General features: G+C 60.6%; 15 protein-coding genes. 10 read left to right on the top strand and 5 right to left on the bottom strand.

All coding sequences use genetic code 11. From position 1 onward, the window contains the following. Nucleotides 1–23: 23 nt before the first annotated feature. Entirely contained in the window at nucleotides 24–1,187 is a 1,164-nt protein-coding gene (locus HMPREF2690_RS05670; RefSeq protein ID WP_070820358.1) for a S1 family peptidase, read from the bottom strand. A gap of 217 nt (nucleotides 1,188–1,404) precedes the next feature. Here HMPREF2690_RS05670 and HMPREF2690_RS05665 point away from each other — a divergent pair, with 217 nt between their 5' ends. Both HMPREF2690_RS05665 and HMPREF2690_RS05660 read left to right on the top strand, forming a co-directional pair. Next, nucleotides 1,405–2,703: an HNH endonuclease signature motif containing protein gene (locus HMPREF2690_RS05665; RefSeq protein ID WP_070820357.1), complete on the top strand. Its 1,299-nt coding sequence runs from the start codon at nucleotides 1,405–1,407 to the stop codon at nucleotides 2,701–2,703. A 42-nt stretch (nucleotides 2,704–2,745) separates the two neighbouring features. After that, entirely contained in the window at nucleotides 2,746–4,128 is a 1,383-nt protein-coding gene (locus HMPREF2690_RS05660; protein WP_070820356.1) for a DNA polymerase IV, read from the top strand. Here HMPREF2690_RS05660 and HMPREF2690_RS05655 read toward each other — a convergent pair. Beyond that, entirely contained in the window at nucleotides 4,117–5,010 is an 894-nt protein-coding gene (locus tag HMPREF2690_RS05655) for an asparaginase (RefSeq protein WP_070820422.1), read from the bottom strand. The two genes, HMPREF2690_RS05660 and HMPREF2690_RS05655, sit on opposite strands and share 12 nt — an antisense overlap. A gap of 75 nt (nucleotides 5,011–5,085) precedes the next feature. On the opposite strand from HMPREF2690_RS05655, the gene HMPREF2690_RS05650 reads away from it, so the two are divergent. Then, on the top strand, nucleotides 5,086–5,682 hold the full coding sequence (locus HMPREF2690_RS05650; RefSeq protein ID WP_070570073.1) for a WKL family lipoprotein: 597 nt from the start codon (nucleotides 5,086–5,088) through the stop codon (nucleotides 5,680–5,682). Between the two features lies 1 nt (nucleotide 5,683). Here HMPREF2690_RS05650 and HMPREF2690_RS05645 read toward each other — a convergent pair whose 3' ends face one another. Next, the gene (locus HMPREF2690_RS05645) at nucleotides 5,684–6,604 is read right to left on the bottom strand and encodes a hypothetical protein (protein ID WP_083308108.1); all 921 of its coding nucleotides are present in this window, start codon (nucleotides 6,602–6,604) and stop codon (nucleotides 5,684–5,686) included. Nucleotides 6,605–6,667: 63 nt separating this feature from the next. Between HMPREF2690_RS05645 and lspA the strand changes: the two genes are divergently transcribed. The 7 genes from lspA (at nucleotide 6,668) to dnaE (ending at nucleotide 15,956) form a co-directional block, all read left to right on the top strand. Then, nucleotides 6,668–7,174 (top strand): signal peptidase II, encoded by a 507-nt coding sequence (lspA, locus tag HMPREF2690_RS05640; protein WP_070422208.1) that lies wholly within the window; start codon nucleotides 6,668–6,670, stop codon nucleotides 7,172–7,174. After that, a complete protein-coding gene (locus tag HMPREF2690_RS05635; protein WP_070422209.1) occupies nucleotides 7,167–8,093 on the top strand; it encodes an RluA family pseudouridine synthase in 927 nt (308 codons plus the stop codon). The genes lspA and HMPREF2690_RS05635 overlap by 8 nt, the downstream gene beginning before the upstream one ends. After that, the gene (locus HMPREF2690_RS05630; protein WP_070820355.1) at nucleotides 8,074–8,592 is read left to right on the top strand and encodes a hypothetical protein; all 519 of its coding nucleotides are present in this window, start codon (nucleotides 8,074–8,076) and stop codon (nucleotides 8,590–8,592) included. The genes HMPREF2690_RS05635 and HMPREF2690_RS05630 overlap by 20 nt, the downstream gene beginning before the upstream one ends. Before the next feature lie 38 nt (nucleotides 8,593–8,630). After that, entirely contained in the window at nucleotides 8,631–10,220 is a 1,590-nt protein-coding gene (locus HMPREF2690_RS05625; RefSeq protein ID WP_070450906.1) for an efflux RND transporter periplasmic adaptor subunit, read from the top strand. A gap of 162 nt (nucleotides 10,221–10,382) precedes the next feature. After that, nucleotides 10,383–11,093 carry an ABC transporter ATP-binding protein gene (locus HMPREF2690_RS05620; RefSeq protein WP_070422382.1) on the top strand — a complete coding sequence of 237 codons (711 nt, stop codon included), beginning with the start codon at nucleotides 10,383–10,385 and terminating at the stop codon, nucleotides 11,091–11,093. Beyond that, nucleotides 11,094–12,362, top strand: coding sequence for an ABC transporter permease (locus HMPREF2690_RS05615; protein ID WP_070771487.1), 1,269 nt, complete (start codon nucleotides 11,094–11,096; stop codon nucleotides 12,360–12,362). Between the two features lie 33 nt (nucleotides 12,363–12,395). Beyond that, nucleotides 12,396–15,956, top strand: coding sequence for a DNA polymerase III subunit alpha (gene dnaE, locus HMPREF2690_RS05610; protein ID WP_070450911.1), 3,561 nt, complete (start codon nucleotides 12,396–12,398; stop codon nucleotides 15,954–15,956). Nucleotides 15,957–16,346: 390 nt separating this feature from the next. On the opposite strand, the gene HMPREF2690_RS05605 is transcribed toward dnaE, so the two are convergent. Both HMPREF2690_RS05605 and HMPREF2690_RS05600 read right to left on the bottom strand, forming a co-directional pair. Continuing rightward, on the bottom strand, nucleotides 16,347–16,841 hold the full coding sequence (locus HMPREF2690_RS05605) for a hypothetical protein (RefSeq protein WP_070771485.1): 495 nt from the start codon (nucleotides 16,839–16,841) through the stop codon (nucleotides 16,347–16,349). Between the two features lie 29 nt (nucleotides 16,842–16,870). Beyond that, the gene (locus tag HMPREF2690_RS05600) at nucleotides 16,871–17,314 is read right to left on the bottom strand and encodes a hypothetical protein (RefSeq protein ID WP_070820354.1); all 444 of its coding nucleotides are present in this window, start codon (nucleotides 17,312–17,314) and stop codon (nucleotides 16,871–16,873) included. Nucleotides 17,315–17,587: the final 273 nt, after the last annotated feature.

Here is a 17,587-nt window from a genome sequence, read left to right as displayed (position 1 = left end):
CAGCGGCATAGTGTTTTTAGGGGCTAGCCGTGAAGCGTGAGGCCCCAGTGCTGCATTGCGCCGGCGATTTCCATGCCGCTGGTGAGCGTCTTGTTGTAGTCGCTGCCGTTCGACGTCACCCCTAGTGCCCATGCGTCCGTGCCGTCGAACGCGAAGATCGCGCCTCCGGAATCGCCTCTGTCAGCGATGTTGCGAAACACGAATTGGCCGGCCCTATCTACCTCGACGAATTTGCCGCAGGAGTAGCCAGTGGTGGCACCGAGACGGCAAATGGTCATGTTGCCTTGCCCCGCTTGGGCTGGGGTGATCCAGCCCTTCAATCGGGAATTTACGGGCAGTGCGGAATCCACGTACGGCTTGGCATCGTCGTAAATCTCAATCAGTCCGATGTCGGTGCCAATAAAGCCCGTGTTGTCGCGCTCGTAGAAGGATTCGACCATCTCGCCCACAACCAGTGACCCGCCGTATTGGTCATTGACGTAGAACTGGTCACCCACATCGCCGCAGTGCCCGGCAGTAACGATGAATGTGCGGTTTTCCCGCGACGCGATAAAACCAGTAGAGCAGTAGCTTTTGTTCACGTTGTAAATCTTCGCGCCAGGTACAACCTTGCCCGGAGCCTCGAGAAACAGCCAGTCTTGTTTGTTGTGATAGTAAATGCCCAGGTTGTCGTCCCTGCCGGTTACTCCCGCGCCGTTGTTTCGTGGGTCGATGCGTTGCGGGTCCACGGCCTGTGCCTGTGGTTGCTGCGGCTGTGCGTGCTGTCGCTGTGCTTGCCTTGTGGGGCTGGATTCCGATTGCGGGGCGAGAAAGTTCTCGGGAGGGAAATAAAAATTGCTCACTTGGGCGTCGGAGTCGTCGATCCTGCAACGGAATGTGAATTCACCGATGTATTCGTCATTGCTGAGAAAACCGGAGATCTCGCTGTCGAACGTCTGTCCTGTGATTGCGTCAGTGGGCACTTCGTGTGCATAGACCGTTAGGGCGTCGTAGGCAACGCCGTCGGCGGTGGACGCGTTTCTGGCGGCGTTCTGACATAATTCGGCGACCTCAGTCGGTGTCAGTTTGGTCTCGGGAGCATCGGCGGCGATATCTTCTGCATCGGAACAGGCAGTGAGCGCAGTGAGCGTGGTCGCGGATGCGAGCGCTAGCGAGATTAACGTTCGGATGATCTTCACAGATGTCATGGTGACACATCGTGGCGACGAATGTGTCGACTATGCAGCGGCATAGTTTTTCGAACAAAGAACCGCCGTCTGCTCCAAACTATGCAGCGGCATAGTGAATAGGCTGGGCAGCCAAGGTGGGGGAATGGCCTCTTTGGGTAGATTTGAGGAAAACTATTGACTCGAACACGCATGCGATATATAAAGGTGTGAATGTTTGTAAACAAGGGGTGTGAACATGACAGTTGCAGTGAGCCAGTGGGTGGCTGATCGAACGAATGATTTGTCGGCAGAGGTGCTCGAAGACCGGATTAAGGTCAACCACCTTTCGGCCAATCACCATCGTGCGCGGATGCTTGAAGCAGTCGGGCAGTTCGATGAGCAGGATCTCGCGTCGCAGTATGGGGAGAAGTCGACCGCGACGTGGTTGCGTAGGGAACTCAACCTGCCCGAACCGACGGCCTTTGAGTATGTGCGGGTTGCCCGGGGCCTGCGCAGGTATCGCCGGTTATTTGATGCGTTTGAGTCTGGGGTGATGCCGTATTCGACGGTTCGTTTTCTCCTGCAGTTTCTGGACGAGCAAAACGAAGAGGAGCTTGTCGCTCTTGCGTTGTCTCTGGCGTTTTCGGACCTGAAACTTGTGCTCGCCGGTGCCGGGCCGAAAGGCGATGAGCCGACCGAACCTTTCGCCCGGGCCAGAGAGTGCGACGATGGCATGCTTGCGTTCGAGGCCCGCCTTCCCGCCGTGGCTGGGCAGAAACTTCTGACCGCACTGAAAATGGCGCAGTTGGCCAGTTTTGGTCTGGAGGACGTCGATCCGGAGGATCTCAACGATCCTCAAAAGGTGCAATTGCTTATCGACGACGCCACCAACGCCAAGGATGCTGTCGCCTCTGAGCAGGATCGCGAACCACGGAAACGGACAAAGATCACCGCCGAAGACATCGCGAAGACGGTTTCGCGCTACGGGCCTCCGGAGAAACAGGACGTTTACGCAGCGTTGCTGGCCATGGTGGATATGGTGCGGGCTCACCCGATTAGTCCGCTTCGTAGCCCCGGTGTGCAGGTCAATCTCATGGTGAATCAGGGCGGGGGCTGTTGGATGCCCGAAAACCGTGCCGCACGGTCAGAGGATGTGCGAAGCTACCTTGCTAACGCCGTGGTGCGGTTGCACTTGATGGACAAACATGGGCTGACCATCAACGTCGGCCGTGCACAGCGGTTCGCCACTGACGGCCAGGTGCAGGCGTTGCTAGCAACGTGGGGGTATCAATGTGCCATGCCTGGGTGCTCGCATCGCCGGTTTATTGAGATCCACCACATCCGAGAATGGGAGCATGGTGGCTCGACCAACATGGATAACCTCATTCCACTGTGCTCGAGTTGTCACTCGCAGGTTAGCCACGGGACGATCACAATTGAAAGCAGGGGAACCGACCTGTTCTTCACGTTTAACGATGGTGCGCGGTTTGTTTCCCGCGGGCGAGGGTTGCCGCGTCGCCTGGATTTCATCACGGGTACCTCATTCGATGAATGACGAAATTGGAACTCGGCGGTAGCGGTGGTGCACAGTGGTGGCATGACTCGCTGGGTGCTGCATATCGACATGGACGCGTTCTACGCGTCATGTGAGCAGCTCACCCGTCCCACGCTGAAAGGGCGGCCAGTGCTCGTTGCGGGTGTGACCGGCCGCGGGGTCGTGGCGGGCGCCAGTTACGAGGCAAGAAAGTATGGGGCGCGCTCCGCCATGCCAACACACCGGGCGGCACGTCTGGTGGGGCCAAAAGCAGTTCTTGTGGCACCCCGGCGGGCGGTGTACACGACCGCGTCGAGGCGAGTGTTCGAGGTGATTAGCAAGCACGTTGATGTGGTGGAGCAACTGTCTATCGATGAAGCCTTCATGGAGCCAGCTGAGCTCATTGGTGCTACCCCTGACGAGGTGCGTGAGTGGGCGAACCAGTTGCGCGCGGAGATCAAGGAGGAGACTGGCTTGCCGAGCTCGATCGGAGTTGGGTCGGGCAAGCAATACGCCAAGATTGGTTCGGGCCGCGCGAAACCGGACGGAGTGTTTGTCATCCCGCATGAAGAACAGTTAGAGATCCTGCATCCGATGCCGGTCAATGAGTTGTGGGGTGTGGGGCCGGTGACGGAGGCGAAGTTAGCGTCGGCGGGGATCGAGACGATTGGGGATTTGGCGGCGCTGACCGAGAAAGAACTCGATATCGCGATTGGTGGTGCGGTGGGCAAGCAGCTGTGGTGGCTTGCTCGCGGTGTGGATGAGCGGCCGGTTGCCCCGCGTGCTGTGGCGAAGCAGATCTCCTCCGAGCACACCTACCCGAACGATTTAACCCAGCCGTCGGAGGTAGACACTGCGCTGGAACGTGCGGCAGCGGATTCGCATCGACGGTTGCTCAAGGACGGGAGAGGGGCTCGCACGGTGACAGTGAAGCTGCGGATGGCGGACTTTCGCATCGAATCCCGCTCGGCGACCCTGCCGTATGCAACCGACGATGCGGAAACCCTGCTCGCAACGGCGTTTCGACTGGTGCGTTACCCGGACGAAGTCGGGCCAATCAGGCTTGTGGGGGTGTCGTATTCGGGCCTGGAGGATGCGCTGCAGGATGTGTTGTTTCCGGAGTTGGATCAGGAGATTGTGAAGCCGGCGCCGGTGGCGGAGGACTACGAAACTGGGGTGAGTGATCATGCCGCACCGGCTGGACTCGAGGTGGTCTCAGAGATGGGAGACACGCCAGGGCAGTGGCGCGCTACACAAGATGTATTTCACCCTGAGTTTGGGCACGGTTGGGTGCAAGGGGCCGGCAAGGGATGGGTCACGGTGCGGTTTGAAACGCGCGCGACGGGGCCTGGCAGGGTCAAGAGCTTGCGTAGCGACGACCCCGCGCTCGTCCCGGCCGACCCCGTCGATTCGTTGGCGTGGGAGGACTGGCTGTCAGAGCAGTGAGCTGGGATTCACACCGGTGGCCAGGGCGGTGAGCAGTGCGATACGAGCTTGGCCGGGGGAGAGATGGCCGGCGGGCAGCGCGCCGAGGTCGCCGAGGGTAGAGCCGCCACCTGCGCCGCCGTAGGCGAAGGTCACTGCACCGTAGGGGGCAGAAGTGGCAATCACTACGGGGATGCCGCGGCGCAGCATGTCGCGAAGTGCTTCGCCGGTGCCGTCGGAGACGTTGCCGGCACCGAGGGCCTCGACAATGACGCCGTCGGGGGACTTCGAGGCGACAAGATGTGCAACGGTGCCGTCGTCACCTGGCCATGCACGCAGGATCGGCACGAACAAGCCGTCCAATGGCGCAGCGGGGACAGGCATAGGTCGGCGCAGTGAAACGGGGACGTCGAAGGCGTCCAGATCGGTAGTGTGCCGCTTGCGTAGGCCGCGTGCAGGCAAGGTTGCGCCACCGAAGTGAACGAAGGCGCCACCGCCGCGTTGGGTGGCGGCCACCTCGATCGCGCCACGCAGGTTTGCGGGTCCATCAGGGTGGGGATGGTCGGCGGCACGCATGGCGCCGGTGAGCACAACCGGGCGATCATCGCGGTGGACGAGGTCCAGTGCGAGGGCGGTCTCTGCCATGGAGTCGGTGCCGTGGGTGATGACGAGGCCGGTGAGGGTGTCGTCGTTAAGCAACGCGCTTGTGAGCGCACGAAGACGATCGATGTCGGCAAGCCCCATTGACGACGAATCCAGGCTAGCAATCTCGCGAGTTTGCACGTCACGGGTGGTTTCGCTGCGGGCGACAATTTTATCGGCGGACAAGGTCGGCACAAGCGCCCCGGACGCATCGGCGGTAGAGGCGATGGTGCCTCCAGTAGAGACAACGAAGACGGTCATGTGCACCAGAGTGCCAGAAATGGGCTTCAGTGCAGTAACGTTGAGCAAGTCAATCAAGGTATGCAAGGAGAACACGTGAAAGCACAGCGATTTGCTGCGGCACTTGCAGCGGCCAGCCTCGCGCTGGGTCTGACCGCCTGCTCGGGCGAGTCCGACAACACGGAGAACACCACCACCGCAGCCGAACAGGCAAGCGCATCCGACGCAGCGCCCGTGGCAGAAATGCCCACCGCAGAAGAGCTCAACGCAGTCCTGCAGCGCGCTGCCGACCCGAACCTGCCCATCGCAGAACGCGCGAACACCGTCCAGGGTGGCGAAACCACGCCGGAACTGTTCGATCTGATGACCCAGTCTCAGCAGGAATCAGGCGCGAACTTCCAGGTGGTCAACCCGGTGTTGCCGGGCTACACCACCAACTCGGTGTTGGCGACGGTGAACTTCACCCGACCGGACGCGGAATCGCAGCTGGCTGAGGATGTGGAGTTTGTGTACGAGGAGGGCCACTGGAAGATCTCGCAAAGCTGGGCGTGCTTCCTGGTCAGCAACACCTTGCCGCCGGAGCAGGTGCCGGACATGTGCAACACCGGCGCACCGGCCGCACCGGCCGCACCGGCTGAGGCCCCGGCCGAAGCCCCAGCCGAGCAGGCGCCTCCGGCAGCTCCTGGCCTGTAAGTTAAGCGCCGTACCGCACAGCCCGCGTGATGTCTTGGACCACGCGGGTTGTTTGCTCCCCGCCGGAGTACACCAGGTGGGTTGTCGCTTCCACCTCGCCTGACACTGGCAACGGGCGGGAGAAATCGACGGTGATGTGCCCCTTCGACGTGGTGGAAGAGGACTCCACCTCGATGTGCTGGCCGTTGAGGTCCCCGGCGGCATCGGCGTCGATCGTCATGTCCTTTTCCGAGGGGCGTTCCTCGATGTCGACGGCGAGGTCAACGGTGGAATCGGTAAGCGACTCGACAGTGTAGGTGGTGGTGCGCAACATCGTGTTGTCGCCGGCGACTCGGTTTTCCACCTTCCACACGCCACCCTCACCGATTGGTTCGGTGGGGAACACGACGTTTTGGGTGATCAGCGCCAGCAGGGCGGGCTCCACATGCTGCAGGCCGCGCTCCGGTGCTTCCGGTGGGGCGAGCAGTTTGATGGTGGAGATCTTCCCAGAGTCGTCGCCACGCCAGCTCATGCGGAAGCCTTCAGTGGCGGCGACGTCCTGGCCGATGTCCAGGTTGGAGTGTTTGCCGGAGCCGACGGTGAAGTCGATTCGTCGAGAAGCAGCTGCTTCTCCCTCGCCGGGTTCAGGTGCGTCACCAACCGAGATGTCCAGCGGCAACGTCGTGATCGCCACATCGCCGCCCCGGACCTGATCGCCCACTGTCTGCGCGACACCGGACGAGACCGCAACCGTGGTGGACCAGGGCTCGGCGTTCTCGGTGTACGACAACACGCGAGCATGTTCGCCCGTATCGACGACAGTGACACCCGGCTCGTCCACAGGGAACGCGGGCACGCCCTCGATCAGGTCTTCCTCGCCCGCGCATGCGGTGAGGGACAGCGACAAAGCAACGGCGGCAACGGCGGCAGTTAAACGAGACATCTTTAAGAACGTACCGCACGGCATACGCAGGGGTAGCGTCCGAGGCGCTAAGGTGGGACGGCGATGGAACAGGCAACGAAACCCCGCTCGACACCCCGCTACCTTGGTGTCGTGATCGCTGTGATGCTCATCGTGGCGGCGCTGGACCAGCTCCTGAAAATCATCATGGTCGCATGGCTGGAACCCGGAGTGCCCCACCCAGTGATCGGAGATTGGTTCCGCTTCTACCTGCTGTTTAACCCGGGCGCCGCATTTTCAATGGGGCAGAATTCGACGTGGTTATTCACCACCCTCCAACTTGCGTTTGTCATTGGTGCGCTGTGGTTTGGTCCTCGCATGTCCACACGTTGGGAGGCGTTTGGTCTAGCGCTGGTCGCAGGTGGCGCACTGGGCAACCTGTGCGACAGGTTGTTCCGTGAGCCTGGATTCTGGTTCGGACATGTGGTGGACTACATCTCCGTAGGCAGTTTCGCGGTGTTTAACCTGGCCGATGCTGCTATTACGGTCGGTGTGGTGGTGTTTGTCGTGGCCACCTTTGTTGCAGAGCGGAAGGGGGACAACGATGGGTAAGTTCCGGGCGCTTCCAGTGCCGGAAGGGCTGGACGGGATGCGTGTCGATGCTGCGATGTCGAAGCTGTTCGGTGTCTCCCGTGCCGTCGCCGCAGAAATTGCCGCGAACGGTGACGTGCTTGTCAACGGCACTGCTGCACAGAAATCGGAACGAGTCCACACAGGCGCCATGCTGGAGGTCACTCTGCCGGAGCCGAAGCGGGCGCCGCAGCCGGTCACCGAACTCGTTGAAGGTCTGGAGATCCTGTACAAGGATGCCGACGTCATCGCGGTGGATAAGCCTGTGGGCGTGGCGGCGCACCCGACCTTGGGCTGGGAAGGCCCCGATGTGGTCGGTGGGTTGCAAGCCATGGGATTCACGCTTCCCGATGCCGGCCCGCCGGAGCGCAAGGGCATCGTGCAGCGTCTCGACGTCGGCACATCCGGCGTCATGATCGTTGCCGCAAGCGTGCCCGCTTACTCCGCGTTGAAACGCGCCTTTAAAGAACGCACCGTGGACAAGACCTATAACGCGTTGGTGCAGGGGCTGCCGGACCCGACAGTTGGCACAATCGATGCACCGATCGGACGCCACCCTTCCGCCGGGTGGAAGTTTGCCGTCACGCAGGACGGCCGGCCGAGCGTGACCCACTACGAGGTAATTGAAGCGTTCCGCCGGGCGAGTCTCATCGAGGTGCACCTAGAAACGGGCCGGACCCACCAGATCAGAGTGCATATGTCCTCGGTGGGCCATCCCTGCGTGGGAGATCCGATGTATGGGTCGGACCCGACACTGTCGAAGCAACTCGGGTTGAAGCGCCAGTGGCTGCATGCCACCAGCCTTGGGTTCGTCCACCCGCGTACCGGTGAATATATGGAGGTCACCTCCGAGTATCCGGAGGACCTTCGTGTGGCGCTTGATGCGGTCCGTAACGGGTAGGCGGGTCGTCGCAACGCTGCTTGCAGCCGTTGTTGCGCTCTCAGCGTTGTGGGCGATTGGCGTTGCGACGCCACCACTGCCATCTGTGCTGCAAGGCGACACCCTCGGGCCCGAAGACGGGGAAGAGAACTACAAGCAACGTGCCGACGACACCTTGCGTGCCGCCGACGCCCCCGCGTTCGCGCTTGTGACGTTCGATACAGCATTATCTGCTCACGATGCTGCGGTGACGGTTGCGCCGGCGCGCCGGGCGAGTGCTCTGGTCGCGGACGGCGGAGCGCCTATCGCGGTTGGTGAACCGCTTGCGGGGCAGCTACGTGACGAAATCTTCCAGCAAGCAACCACGCAGCCAATTGACGCAGTGATCGTTTACGGTTCAGGCGATGAACTCCGCGCGGTTGCCGAACAGCCAGCTGTTTTCGCCGTGGAAGTATTGCCTTCTGATGCTGTGTGGGGAGCGTTTGCATTGACCCGAAACGTCTCTGGGGGCCGTGTATAGTTTGCGGAGTTATATGCCTGCTACCGGGAGGAGACCCCTTGGCTTCCGAGACCAATCACTCGACCGCACGTCGCCGGCTGACACGCGTGAGCCTGGCAATTGTCACGTCGTCCGCACTGCTGCTCGGCGCGTGCGGATTCGGTGGCGATGGCAACGGCGAAGGCGAAGGTGACGGGCTGCAGCCCGGCGATTACACCGTCGTGTCCCAGGAAGGCGTCTCTGACAGTGTTGTCGTCTCCGGCAAGATTGAGCCGGTGCGCACGGTCAACATCACCTCCGCGGTGCAGTCTGAGGTAAAGAACGTTGCAGTGAAGGCTGGCGATAGGGTCCAGGCGCAGCAGTTCCTCGTTGCCATGAATACCGAGGAGCTGGAGCGCCAGTTGGCGGTCCAGCAAAAGCAGCAGGCGAACGCGCAGGCTGATGCGCAGGCCAACGTGCAGCAGGCGCAGCAGCAGTTGAACGCGTATCAGGCAAGCATCAATAACGGGACGCACCCGGCGATTGCTGCTGCTCAAGCGCAGGTCGACCAGGCGCAGGCGGCTTATAACGCAGCTGTTGCTGCAGAGGGCGGCCCGCGCTTGATCAACCGCGGCATGGCGGCTGTGGAGCAGATGGCGGGTCAGATCTCCTCGCTTGGCAATGCGACGGCAAAGCCGGGTGTTCCAGCACCACCGGCACAGCCGGCACAACCGGCACCGCAAGCTCCGGCGCAGCTCGCTGGTGGTTCGTTGAGCAAGCAGGAGGCTCAGGCGGCGCTGCAGCAGGCTCAGGCGGAACTTGAGTCCGCACGTGCGCAGGCGGCGCAGGAACGTGACCAGTTGCAGGCGCAGGTGAGCTCCGCTACCCGTCAGGCCGAGTCGGCGCAGCTTGGCGAGGGCGACGGCACCCTCGAATACCAAGTCCGTGAAGGCACCGTGTACGCCCCGATCGCGGGATTGGTGACCGAGGTTTCCGTGCACGAAGGCGACATCCCGCAAGGCAAATTGCTCAGTATTGCCGACGATTCCTCCCTGGTCATCCGGGCAGACGTCCGTGAGTCGGACGTGCCAAACATCTCTGTCGGGGACCGGGTTGATTTCACGTCGACCGCAACTGGCAAGAAGCAGTTCAAGGGCAAGGTCACGCGCATTGCGCCGGCCGCGAGCGGTTCTGGTTCTGCTGAGGTTCCTGGCATGGCGATGGGCGGCGGCGGATCGCAAAATTCGAGCGAGGTGACGTTCCCGGTCGAGATCGAAATCACCGGCGACAAGGAAGGTCTGCTGCTGGGTGGTACCGCGCGTGCGGAGATCATTACCGCTGAGGCGAAGGACGCGCTCAACGTCCCGCTCGACGCCGTGTATGAGGAGGACGGCAAGAAGAAGGTTCTCGTCATGGCAACCGAGGGCGAAGATGCGACCTCTGGCAAGGTCGAGGAACGCATCGTGAAAACCGGTGCGTCCAACGACGTCGACATTGCCATTACGGGCGGCGACCTCAAGGCTGGCGATATTGTCGTGAACTGGCCGGACGAGTACCGCGAGCGTATCGGGGAGACCGTTGAGATCAACGACCCGAACTTCGACCCGGAGAAGGTCCGCGAGGCTCGCGAAGGCAAGAAGAAGCAGGACGGCGAGAAGGAGCAGCCGTAAGTGTTTCGCAGGAAAAAGCGTCCGCTTGACGACGACACCCTGACCGACACGACAGACACCCACGACCCGTTCTTCCTCGACGGCGAAGAAGACCCAGCCGATGAAGACGAACCGGTAGTTGAAACTGTCCCGGTGGAGGAAGTCGTCGATACGCAGCCGCGCATGGAGAACACCGGCAGGTTGATCGACATGCGCCGGATCGTGAAGACGTACAACGTTGGCGAGCCGAGCGAACTGACCGTACTGCACGGCGTGGATTTCTACGCTGAACAGGGCGAATTTGTTTCTATCGTGGGTCCTTCGGGCTGCGGTAAATCGACGTTGATGAACCTGATTGGCATGCTCGACCGCCCGACTGAAGGTGCGTATGCCTTCAACGGCGAACCTGTGTACGCGAAGCAGGACAAGGAACTGGCGCATTACCGCAGCCAAAACATCGGATTCATTTTTCAGAACTTCAACCTCGTTGGCCGCATCGACGCGCTGCAGAACGTGGCCATGCCGATGATGTACGCCGGTGTGCCGAAGCGCGAGCGCGAGGAGCGCGCCGCCGAACTGCTGGATCGCATGGGCATGGGGGATCGGTTGCACCACAACCCCAACGAACTTTCGGGTGGCCAGAAGCAGCGTGTGGCAATCGCACGCAGCCTGGCCAATGACCCAGGGCTGCTGCTTGCCGACGAGCCCACGGGCGCCCTGGATTCCAAAACCGGACGCATGGTCATGGATCTGTTCCACGAACTCAACCAGGAACTGGGCAAAGCCATCGTGTTTATTACCCACAACCCGGAGTTGGCTGAAGAAACCGGCCGGATCGTGGAAATGATGGACGGAAAAATCGCTCGTGTGCGCCAGCCGGGTGGGGTGAACTAGGTGAATATTCGCGAATCGCTACGGTTGGCGCTGTCCAGCCTGAATACCAACAAGTTGCGCTCGCTGCTGACGCTTTTGGGCATCATCATCGGCATCATGGCCGTGATCATCATCATGACGTTGGGCCGTGCCCTCGAGAACGATGTGATGGGTGGTCTGGAAGACGCCGGCACGACCACGTACCCGGTGATGGTGCACGAACGCGCGGAAGAAGGCGAGAAATCCGAGGACCCGTTTGCGGCGTTTGATCTTGCCCCGCCGACAAACGAGAACGATGCTGTCACGTTTGATCAGCTCAACGAGCTGCAAGCGTCGTTCGGCGACCGCGTGCAAGGCATCGATCTGGAGCTTTCCGGTGGTGGTGACGCACAGGTCGGGGACAACACTTCAAGTGTGTCGATCTACCCGTCGCTTGCGAGCTCGCTCGACATGCGTGGCCTGAAGGTTCAGTACGGTCGCGGGTTGGATCAAGACATCATTGATAGTCGTCGCCCCGTTGCCGTTGTATCGCCAGAGCTGGTTGAGGCGTTGTTCGACAACGATCCGAGCAAGGCGCTCGGCTCCCGCTTCGACCTCATCATCCACGGCAAGCCGGCGGTGTTCACCATCATCGGTGTGCTGGAAAAATCGGAGAGCCAGCCCATGTTCGGGGAAACCGCGTTTGCGGACGCCTACATTCCGGTCACGGCCGCGGACAGGGTTGGCTTGGAGGCGGACTGGGTGTCGTCGTTTAGCGTGCGTGCTGCTGTGGATGAGGACCCGGAGGCGTTCCGCGCAGACCTGCAAACGTACCTGGATCGCATGTACGCCGGTAACGACAACTACGAGGCCGAGGTGTTCGATATCTCAGCGAGCCTCGAAGGCTTGACGACGATCTTCCGCACCCTGTCGACCGTGCTCTCCGCAATCGGCGGCATCTCGCTCCTCGTCGGCGGTATCGGCGTGATGAACATCATGCTGATCACGGTTACTGAACGCACCCGCGAAATCGGCGTGCGTAAAGCGCTCGGCGCAACCCACAATGATATTCGTGTCCAGTTCATCGTCGAGGCGATGCTGGTGTGCCTCATCGGCGGCGTCATTGGCGTCATCCTGGGTGGCGCTGTCGGCATGATCGCCAGCTCGGCGCTTTTGGAAATGACATGGCCGCCGATCGGAGCCGTGGTGTTCGCGCTGCTGTTCTCGCTGGCGACCGGTGTGTTCTTCGGCGCATACCCTGCGTCGAAGGCCGCGAAGATGCAGCCCATCGACGCGCTGCGCTACGAATAATTCGGACTTGCGTAGCCGTCTAAGATGAGCCGCATGGCCAAAAAATCCTCCTTCGTTCATCTTCATAACCACACCGAGTTCTCCATGTTGGACGGCATGGCAAAGGTGGACTTGCTGGCTGAGGAGGTGTCCCGCCAGGGCATGCCAGCAGTCGGCATGACCGACCACGGCAACATGTTCGGCTCCAATGCGTTTTACCGTCGCATGGTCGATGCTGGTGTGAAGCCGATCATCGGCATTGAGTCTTACATGGCACCGGACTCTCGTTTTAATAAGAAGCGTGTGCTGTGGGGTACGCCGGATCAAAAGCGTGACGATGTCTCCGCGTCCGGCGCATACCTCCACCAGACCATGCTCGCCGAGAACGCGACGGGTCTGCGCAACCTGTTCAAGCTGAGCTCCCTTGCGTCGTACGAGGGACAGTTGGGTAAGTGGCCTCGCATGGATGCGGAACTTATCGCCGAGCATGCTGACGGCATTATCGCGACCACTGGCTGCCCGTCCGGTGACGTGCAAACTCGCCTGCGTCTAGGCCAGTTTGACGCCGCGTTGGAGGCTGCGGCGATGTGGCAGGACATCTACGGCAAGGACAACTACTTCCTTGAACTGATGGACCACGGGTTGCACATCGAACGCCGCGTGCGCGACGACCTGTTGCGCATCGGAGAGATGCTTGAACTGCCGCCGCTGGTGACCAACGACTGCCACTACGTCCTCGAATCCCAGGCGCCCGCGCACGAGGCAATGCTGTGTGTCCAGACAGGCAAGACGCTGCTGGATCCGGACCGCTTCAAGTTTGATGGCTCCGGCTACTACATCAAGACTGCCGAACAGATGCGTGAGTTGTGGGATTCCACCGTGCCTGACGGGTGCGACAACACCCTGTGGATCGCGGAGCGTGTCGGCGACTACAGCGAGTTGTGGGAGGAACACCCGCACGATCGCATGCCGATCGCGGACGTTCCGGAGGGACACACTCCGACGACGTGGCTGCGTGAGGAGGTTCGCCGCGGACTGTCGGAGCGTTTCAACGGGGGAGAGGTTCCGCAGGAATACACCGAGCGTGCGAATTACGAGATCGACGTCATCGACATGAAGGGCTACCCCTCCTACTTCCTGATCGTTGCGGAGCTGATTAAGCACGCCCGCGAGATCGGCATTCGCGTTGGTCCCGGTCGTGGTTCCGCCGCTGGTTCGTTGGTTGCGTATGCGTTGACCATTACAAATATTGACCCGATGGAGCACGGCCTGCTCTTCGAGCGATTCCTCAACCCGGAGCGTCCGTCCGCACCGGATATCGATATCGACTTCGACGATCGCCGCCGCGGCGAGATGATCACCTACGCCGCCGAGCGTTGGGGTGAGGACAAGATCGCCCAGGTGATCACCTTTGGCACGGTGAAGACAAAGCAGGCGATTAAGGACTCGGCGAAGGTGAACTTCGGCCAGCCGGGCTTCCAGATGGCCGACCGCATCAACGGTGCCTTGCCACCAGCAATTATGGCGAAGGATATTCCACTGTCCGGCATCACCGATCCGGAGCACGAGCGCTACGCGGAAGCGGCTGAGGTTCGCTCGCTGATCGAGACAGATCCGGATGTGGCCAAGATCTATGAAACCGCCCGTGGACTTGAAGGCGTTGTGCGCCAAGCAGGCGTACACGCGTGTGCTGTGATTATGGCGTCTGTGCCGCTGATGGACCACATTCCGATGTGGAAGCGTCCTGCCGACGGTGCGATCATTACCGGTTGGGACTATCCGGCGTGCGAGGCCATTGGCCTGCTGAAGATGGACTTCCTCGGCCTACGCAACCTGACAGTGCTTGGCGACGCGCTGGAGAACGTGGAGAAGAACCGCGGCGAGACCATCGACCTTGAAGCCTTGGACACCGACGACGAGGCGGTGTACGAGTTGCTGTCTCGTGGCGACACCCTTGGAGTGTTCCAGCTCGACTCCGGAGGTATGCAGGAGCTTCTCAAGCGTATGAAGCCGACGGGCTTTAACGATATTGTTGCCTCGCTCGCTCTGTACCGTCCGGGCCCGATGGGTGTGAACGCTCACTGGGACTACGCCGACCGCAAGAATGGGCGCAAGCCGATCACTCCGATTCACCCGGAGCTTGAGGAGCCGCTGCGCGAGATTCTCGACGAAACCTACGGCCTGATCGTCTACCAAGAGCAGATCATGAACATCTCGCAGAAGGTAGCCAACTACACGGCTGGTCAGGCAGACGGCTTCCGTAAAGCCATGGGTAAGAAGAAGCCGGAGGTGCTGGCGAAGGAGTACGAGACGTTTTCTGCCGGCATGTTTGAAAACGGCTACTCCAAGGAAGCCGTCGATGCACTGTGGGGAACGATTGAGCCGTTCGCGTCGTACGCGTTTAACAAGTCGCACGCCGCAGGCTATGCGTTGGTGTCGTACTGGACTGCCTACATGAAGGCGAATTACGCCGCTGAGTACATGGCCGCGCTGCTGACCTCTGTTGGTGATAAGAAGGACAAGTCCGCGATTTACCTGGCGGATTGCCGCCACTTGGGCATCAGCGTGTTGCAGCCAGATATCAACGAGTCTGAAGAGAACTTCATGGCTGTCGGCAAAGACATCCGTTACGGACTTGCGGCTGTGCGAAACGTCGGTGCGGAAGTGGTGGAGTCCATCAAAGAGACCCGCAAGTCCAAGGGACACTTCACCAGCTTCTCTGACTACCTGGACAAGATCGATCTCCTTCCGTGCAACAAGCGCATCACGGAATCGCTGATCAAGGCAGGCGCGTTCGATTCTTTGGGTCACCCGCGTAAAGGCTTGATGCTGATCCAGGAAGACGCGGTGGACTCAGTCTTGGCGACGAAGAAGGCCGCTGACAAGGGCCAATTCGACCTCTTCGCGGGCCTTGGCGGCGAGGACGGTTCCGCGAACTCTGCGTTTGCCATCGAAGTACCTGAAGACGAATGGGACCGTAAGCACAAACTCGCCCTCGAGCGCGAAATGCTTGGCCTATACGTGTCCGGGCACCCGCTTGATGGGTACGAGGAAGCCATCGATGCACAGACCGATACGCAGCTCACCACCATCCTGTCCGGTGAACTACGCAACGGCGCAGAGGTCACCATCGGTGGGTTGATTTCGACTGTGGACCGACGCTTCTCTAAGAAGGACGGTTCCCCCTGGGCGATTGTGACCATCGAGGATCACCACGGCGCGCAGGTGGATGTGCTGCTCTTCAACAAGGTGTACGCGCTCGTCGCTCCGCAAATTGTGGAGGACAACATCATTTTGGTCAGAGCACATGTCTCAATTCGCGACGAGCGTATGAGCTTGTTTGGCGACGACGTCAAAGTCCCCGAACTTGGCCCCGGCAACGGTGCTGGCCTGCCGCTCCGTCTAACGCTGCGGACGGACCAGTGCACCATCGACAACATTTCGAAACTCAAGGGAGTGCTGTCGAACAACCCAGGCGACTCAGACGTCTATCTCAACCTGGTCAACGGCGAACACAGTCAACTGATGATCCTCGGCGACCATTTGCGAGTGCACCGTTCTGCGAGCCTGATGGGTGATCTCAAGGCAACCCTGGGTGCGGGGATCTTGGGCTAGGGGAAACTATGCCGCTGCATAGTGTGCGGGTTTGGGGCTCGTGCGGTGGTGACTATGCTGCTGCATAGTCGGCTTCGGCCGCCATCTGCGGGTGTACCGCGCCGCGAGCTTGTTGGGTTACGCCTTGGGAGCCGGGATGCTCGGCTAGGAGAAACTATGCCGCTGCATAGTGCGCGGGCTCGAGGTTCCAGCGGTAGTGACTATGCCGCTGCATAGTCGGCTTCGGTGATTCTCTGCGGCGGTACCGTTCTGCGAGCCTGATGGGTGATCTCAAGGCAACCTTGGGTGCGGGGATGCTGGGTTAGGGGAAACTATGCCGCTGCATAGTCGGCACAGCAAAATGCCCGCTGGCATATTGCACAGCGGGCATGAGGAGATGAAGCGCGTGTCTTACTTGAAGAACTTACGCAGTGCCTCGCGACCACCAGGGATCGAGTTGATGAAGACAACCAGGCTGCCAATTGCAGCACCAAGCGTCGTCACAATCACGCTGATAGTCGTGATTGATTTCAGGATCTTTTCCTCGTTATCGACAGGGCCGATGCTTCCGTGCGGAGCCAGCGTTGCCGAAGGCTCAGCGGTCACCTTTGTCGGTGTAGGAGCGGTCGTGGTCTCCTTCGTCGTGGTTTCGGTCGACTGGTTGGTGGTGGTTTCCTCCGACGTCTCAGTGGTCGTCGTCGAGGTGGTGGTTTCCTCCGTGCCCTCGGAAGGTGCCGGTTCCGCCGGCGCCTCAGTGGTCGTCGTCGGTGCCGGTTCCGAGGTGGCGGTGGTAGTTGCCGAAGTGGGTTCGGATGTGGTGGTCTCTGCAGCGAGAGCTGAAGTGCCAAGAGCGCCAGCGGCGACGGCGGCACCGGCTGCGGAAACCAACAGAGTGCGGAGCTTCATGCTTGAATATTCCTAGCTGGGGTGGAGGTTTAGAACGGGAGCTTCGGGAGCTGGACCTGCGGCACGTGGACGTGCGGGATGCCCAGGTGGAACTCGCGGTTCAGTGCGTCGATGATCTTGTTGATGCCACGCGGGTCAGAGAACACGATCAGACCGGTGGTCAGAACCGCAGCGAGGGTGCCAGACACTGCGCCGATGATGTGGCCCTGGGAGGAACCGGAAGTCTGCTTCTGGGGAGCCGGCGGGTTGTTGGTCTCGTCCTTGTTGTCCTCGCCCTTGCCCGGCTTGTCGGTTTCGCCCTCGCCCGGCTTGTCGGTTTCGCCCTTGTTGTCCTCGGGCTGGTCAACCGGAGCGGTGGTGTGGGTGTCGGTGGCCTCGTTGCCGGTGTTTTCGGCGTCCTCAGCGTAAGCCGGGGTAACAGCCAGGGTCAGCGCGGTCGCGGCAGCGACCATTGCAGAAGAAATGCGCTTCATTATGAAAAACTCCTATGGAAATTTAGGGGGTTTGTCGCTGTCGACCGTGCGCTCGACAGATCACTCGGAAGAACCTAGCAGGTTCCCAGAAGAAAACATAGTGATATAGGCAATGTTTTCAGTGATCCCCGCATCGGATTGGCCAACACCTGGAAGTCAGGGGTTTGGTCACGGCGAGCAGTGTACCCCAAATCATCTATATGTCTAAGTCCTGTGGAAGCGGGGTAAATCGAGGTTTGAACAAACTGAAAGCTCGTCGCGCGTACACTGATC

Source organism: Corynebacterium sp. HMSC034E11 (assembly GCF_001835905.1).
Lineage (GTDB): Bacteria > Actinomycetota > Actinomycetes > Mycobacteriales > Mycobacteriaceae > Corynebacterium > Corynebacterium coyleae.
Note: the sequence above shows the minus strand (reverse complement) of the source record. Positions and strands in the feature narration are given on the sequence as shown.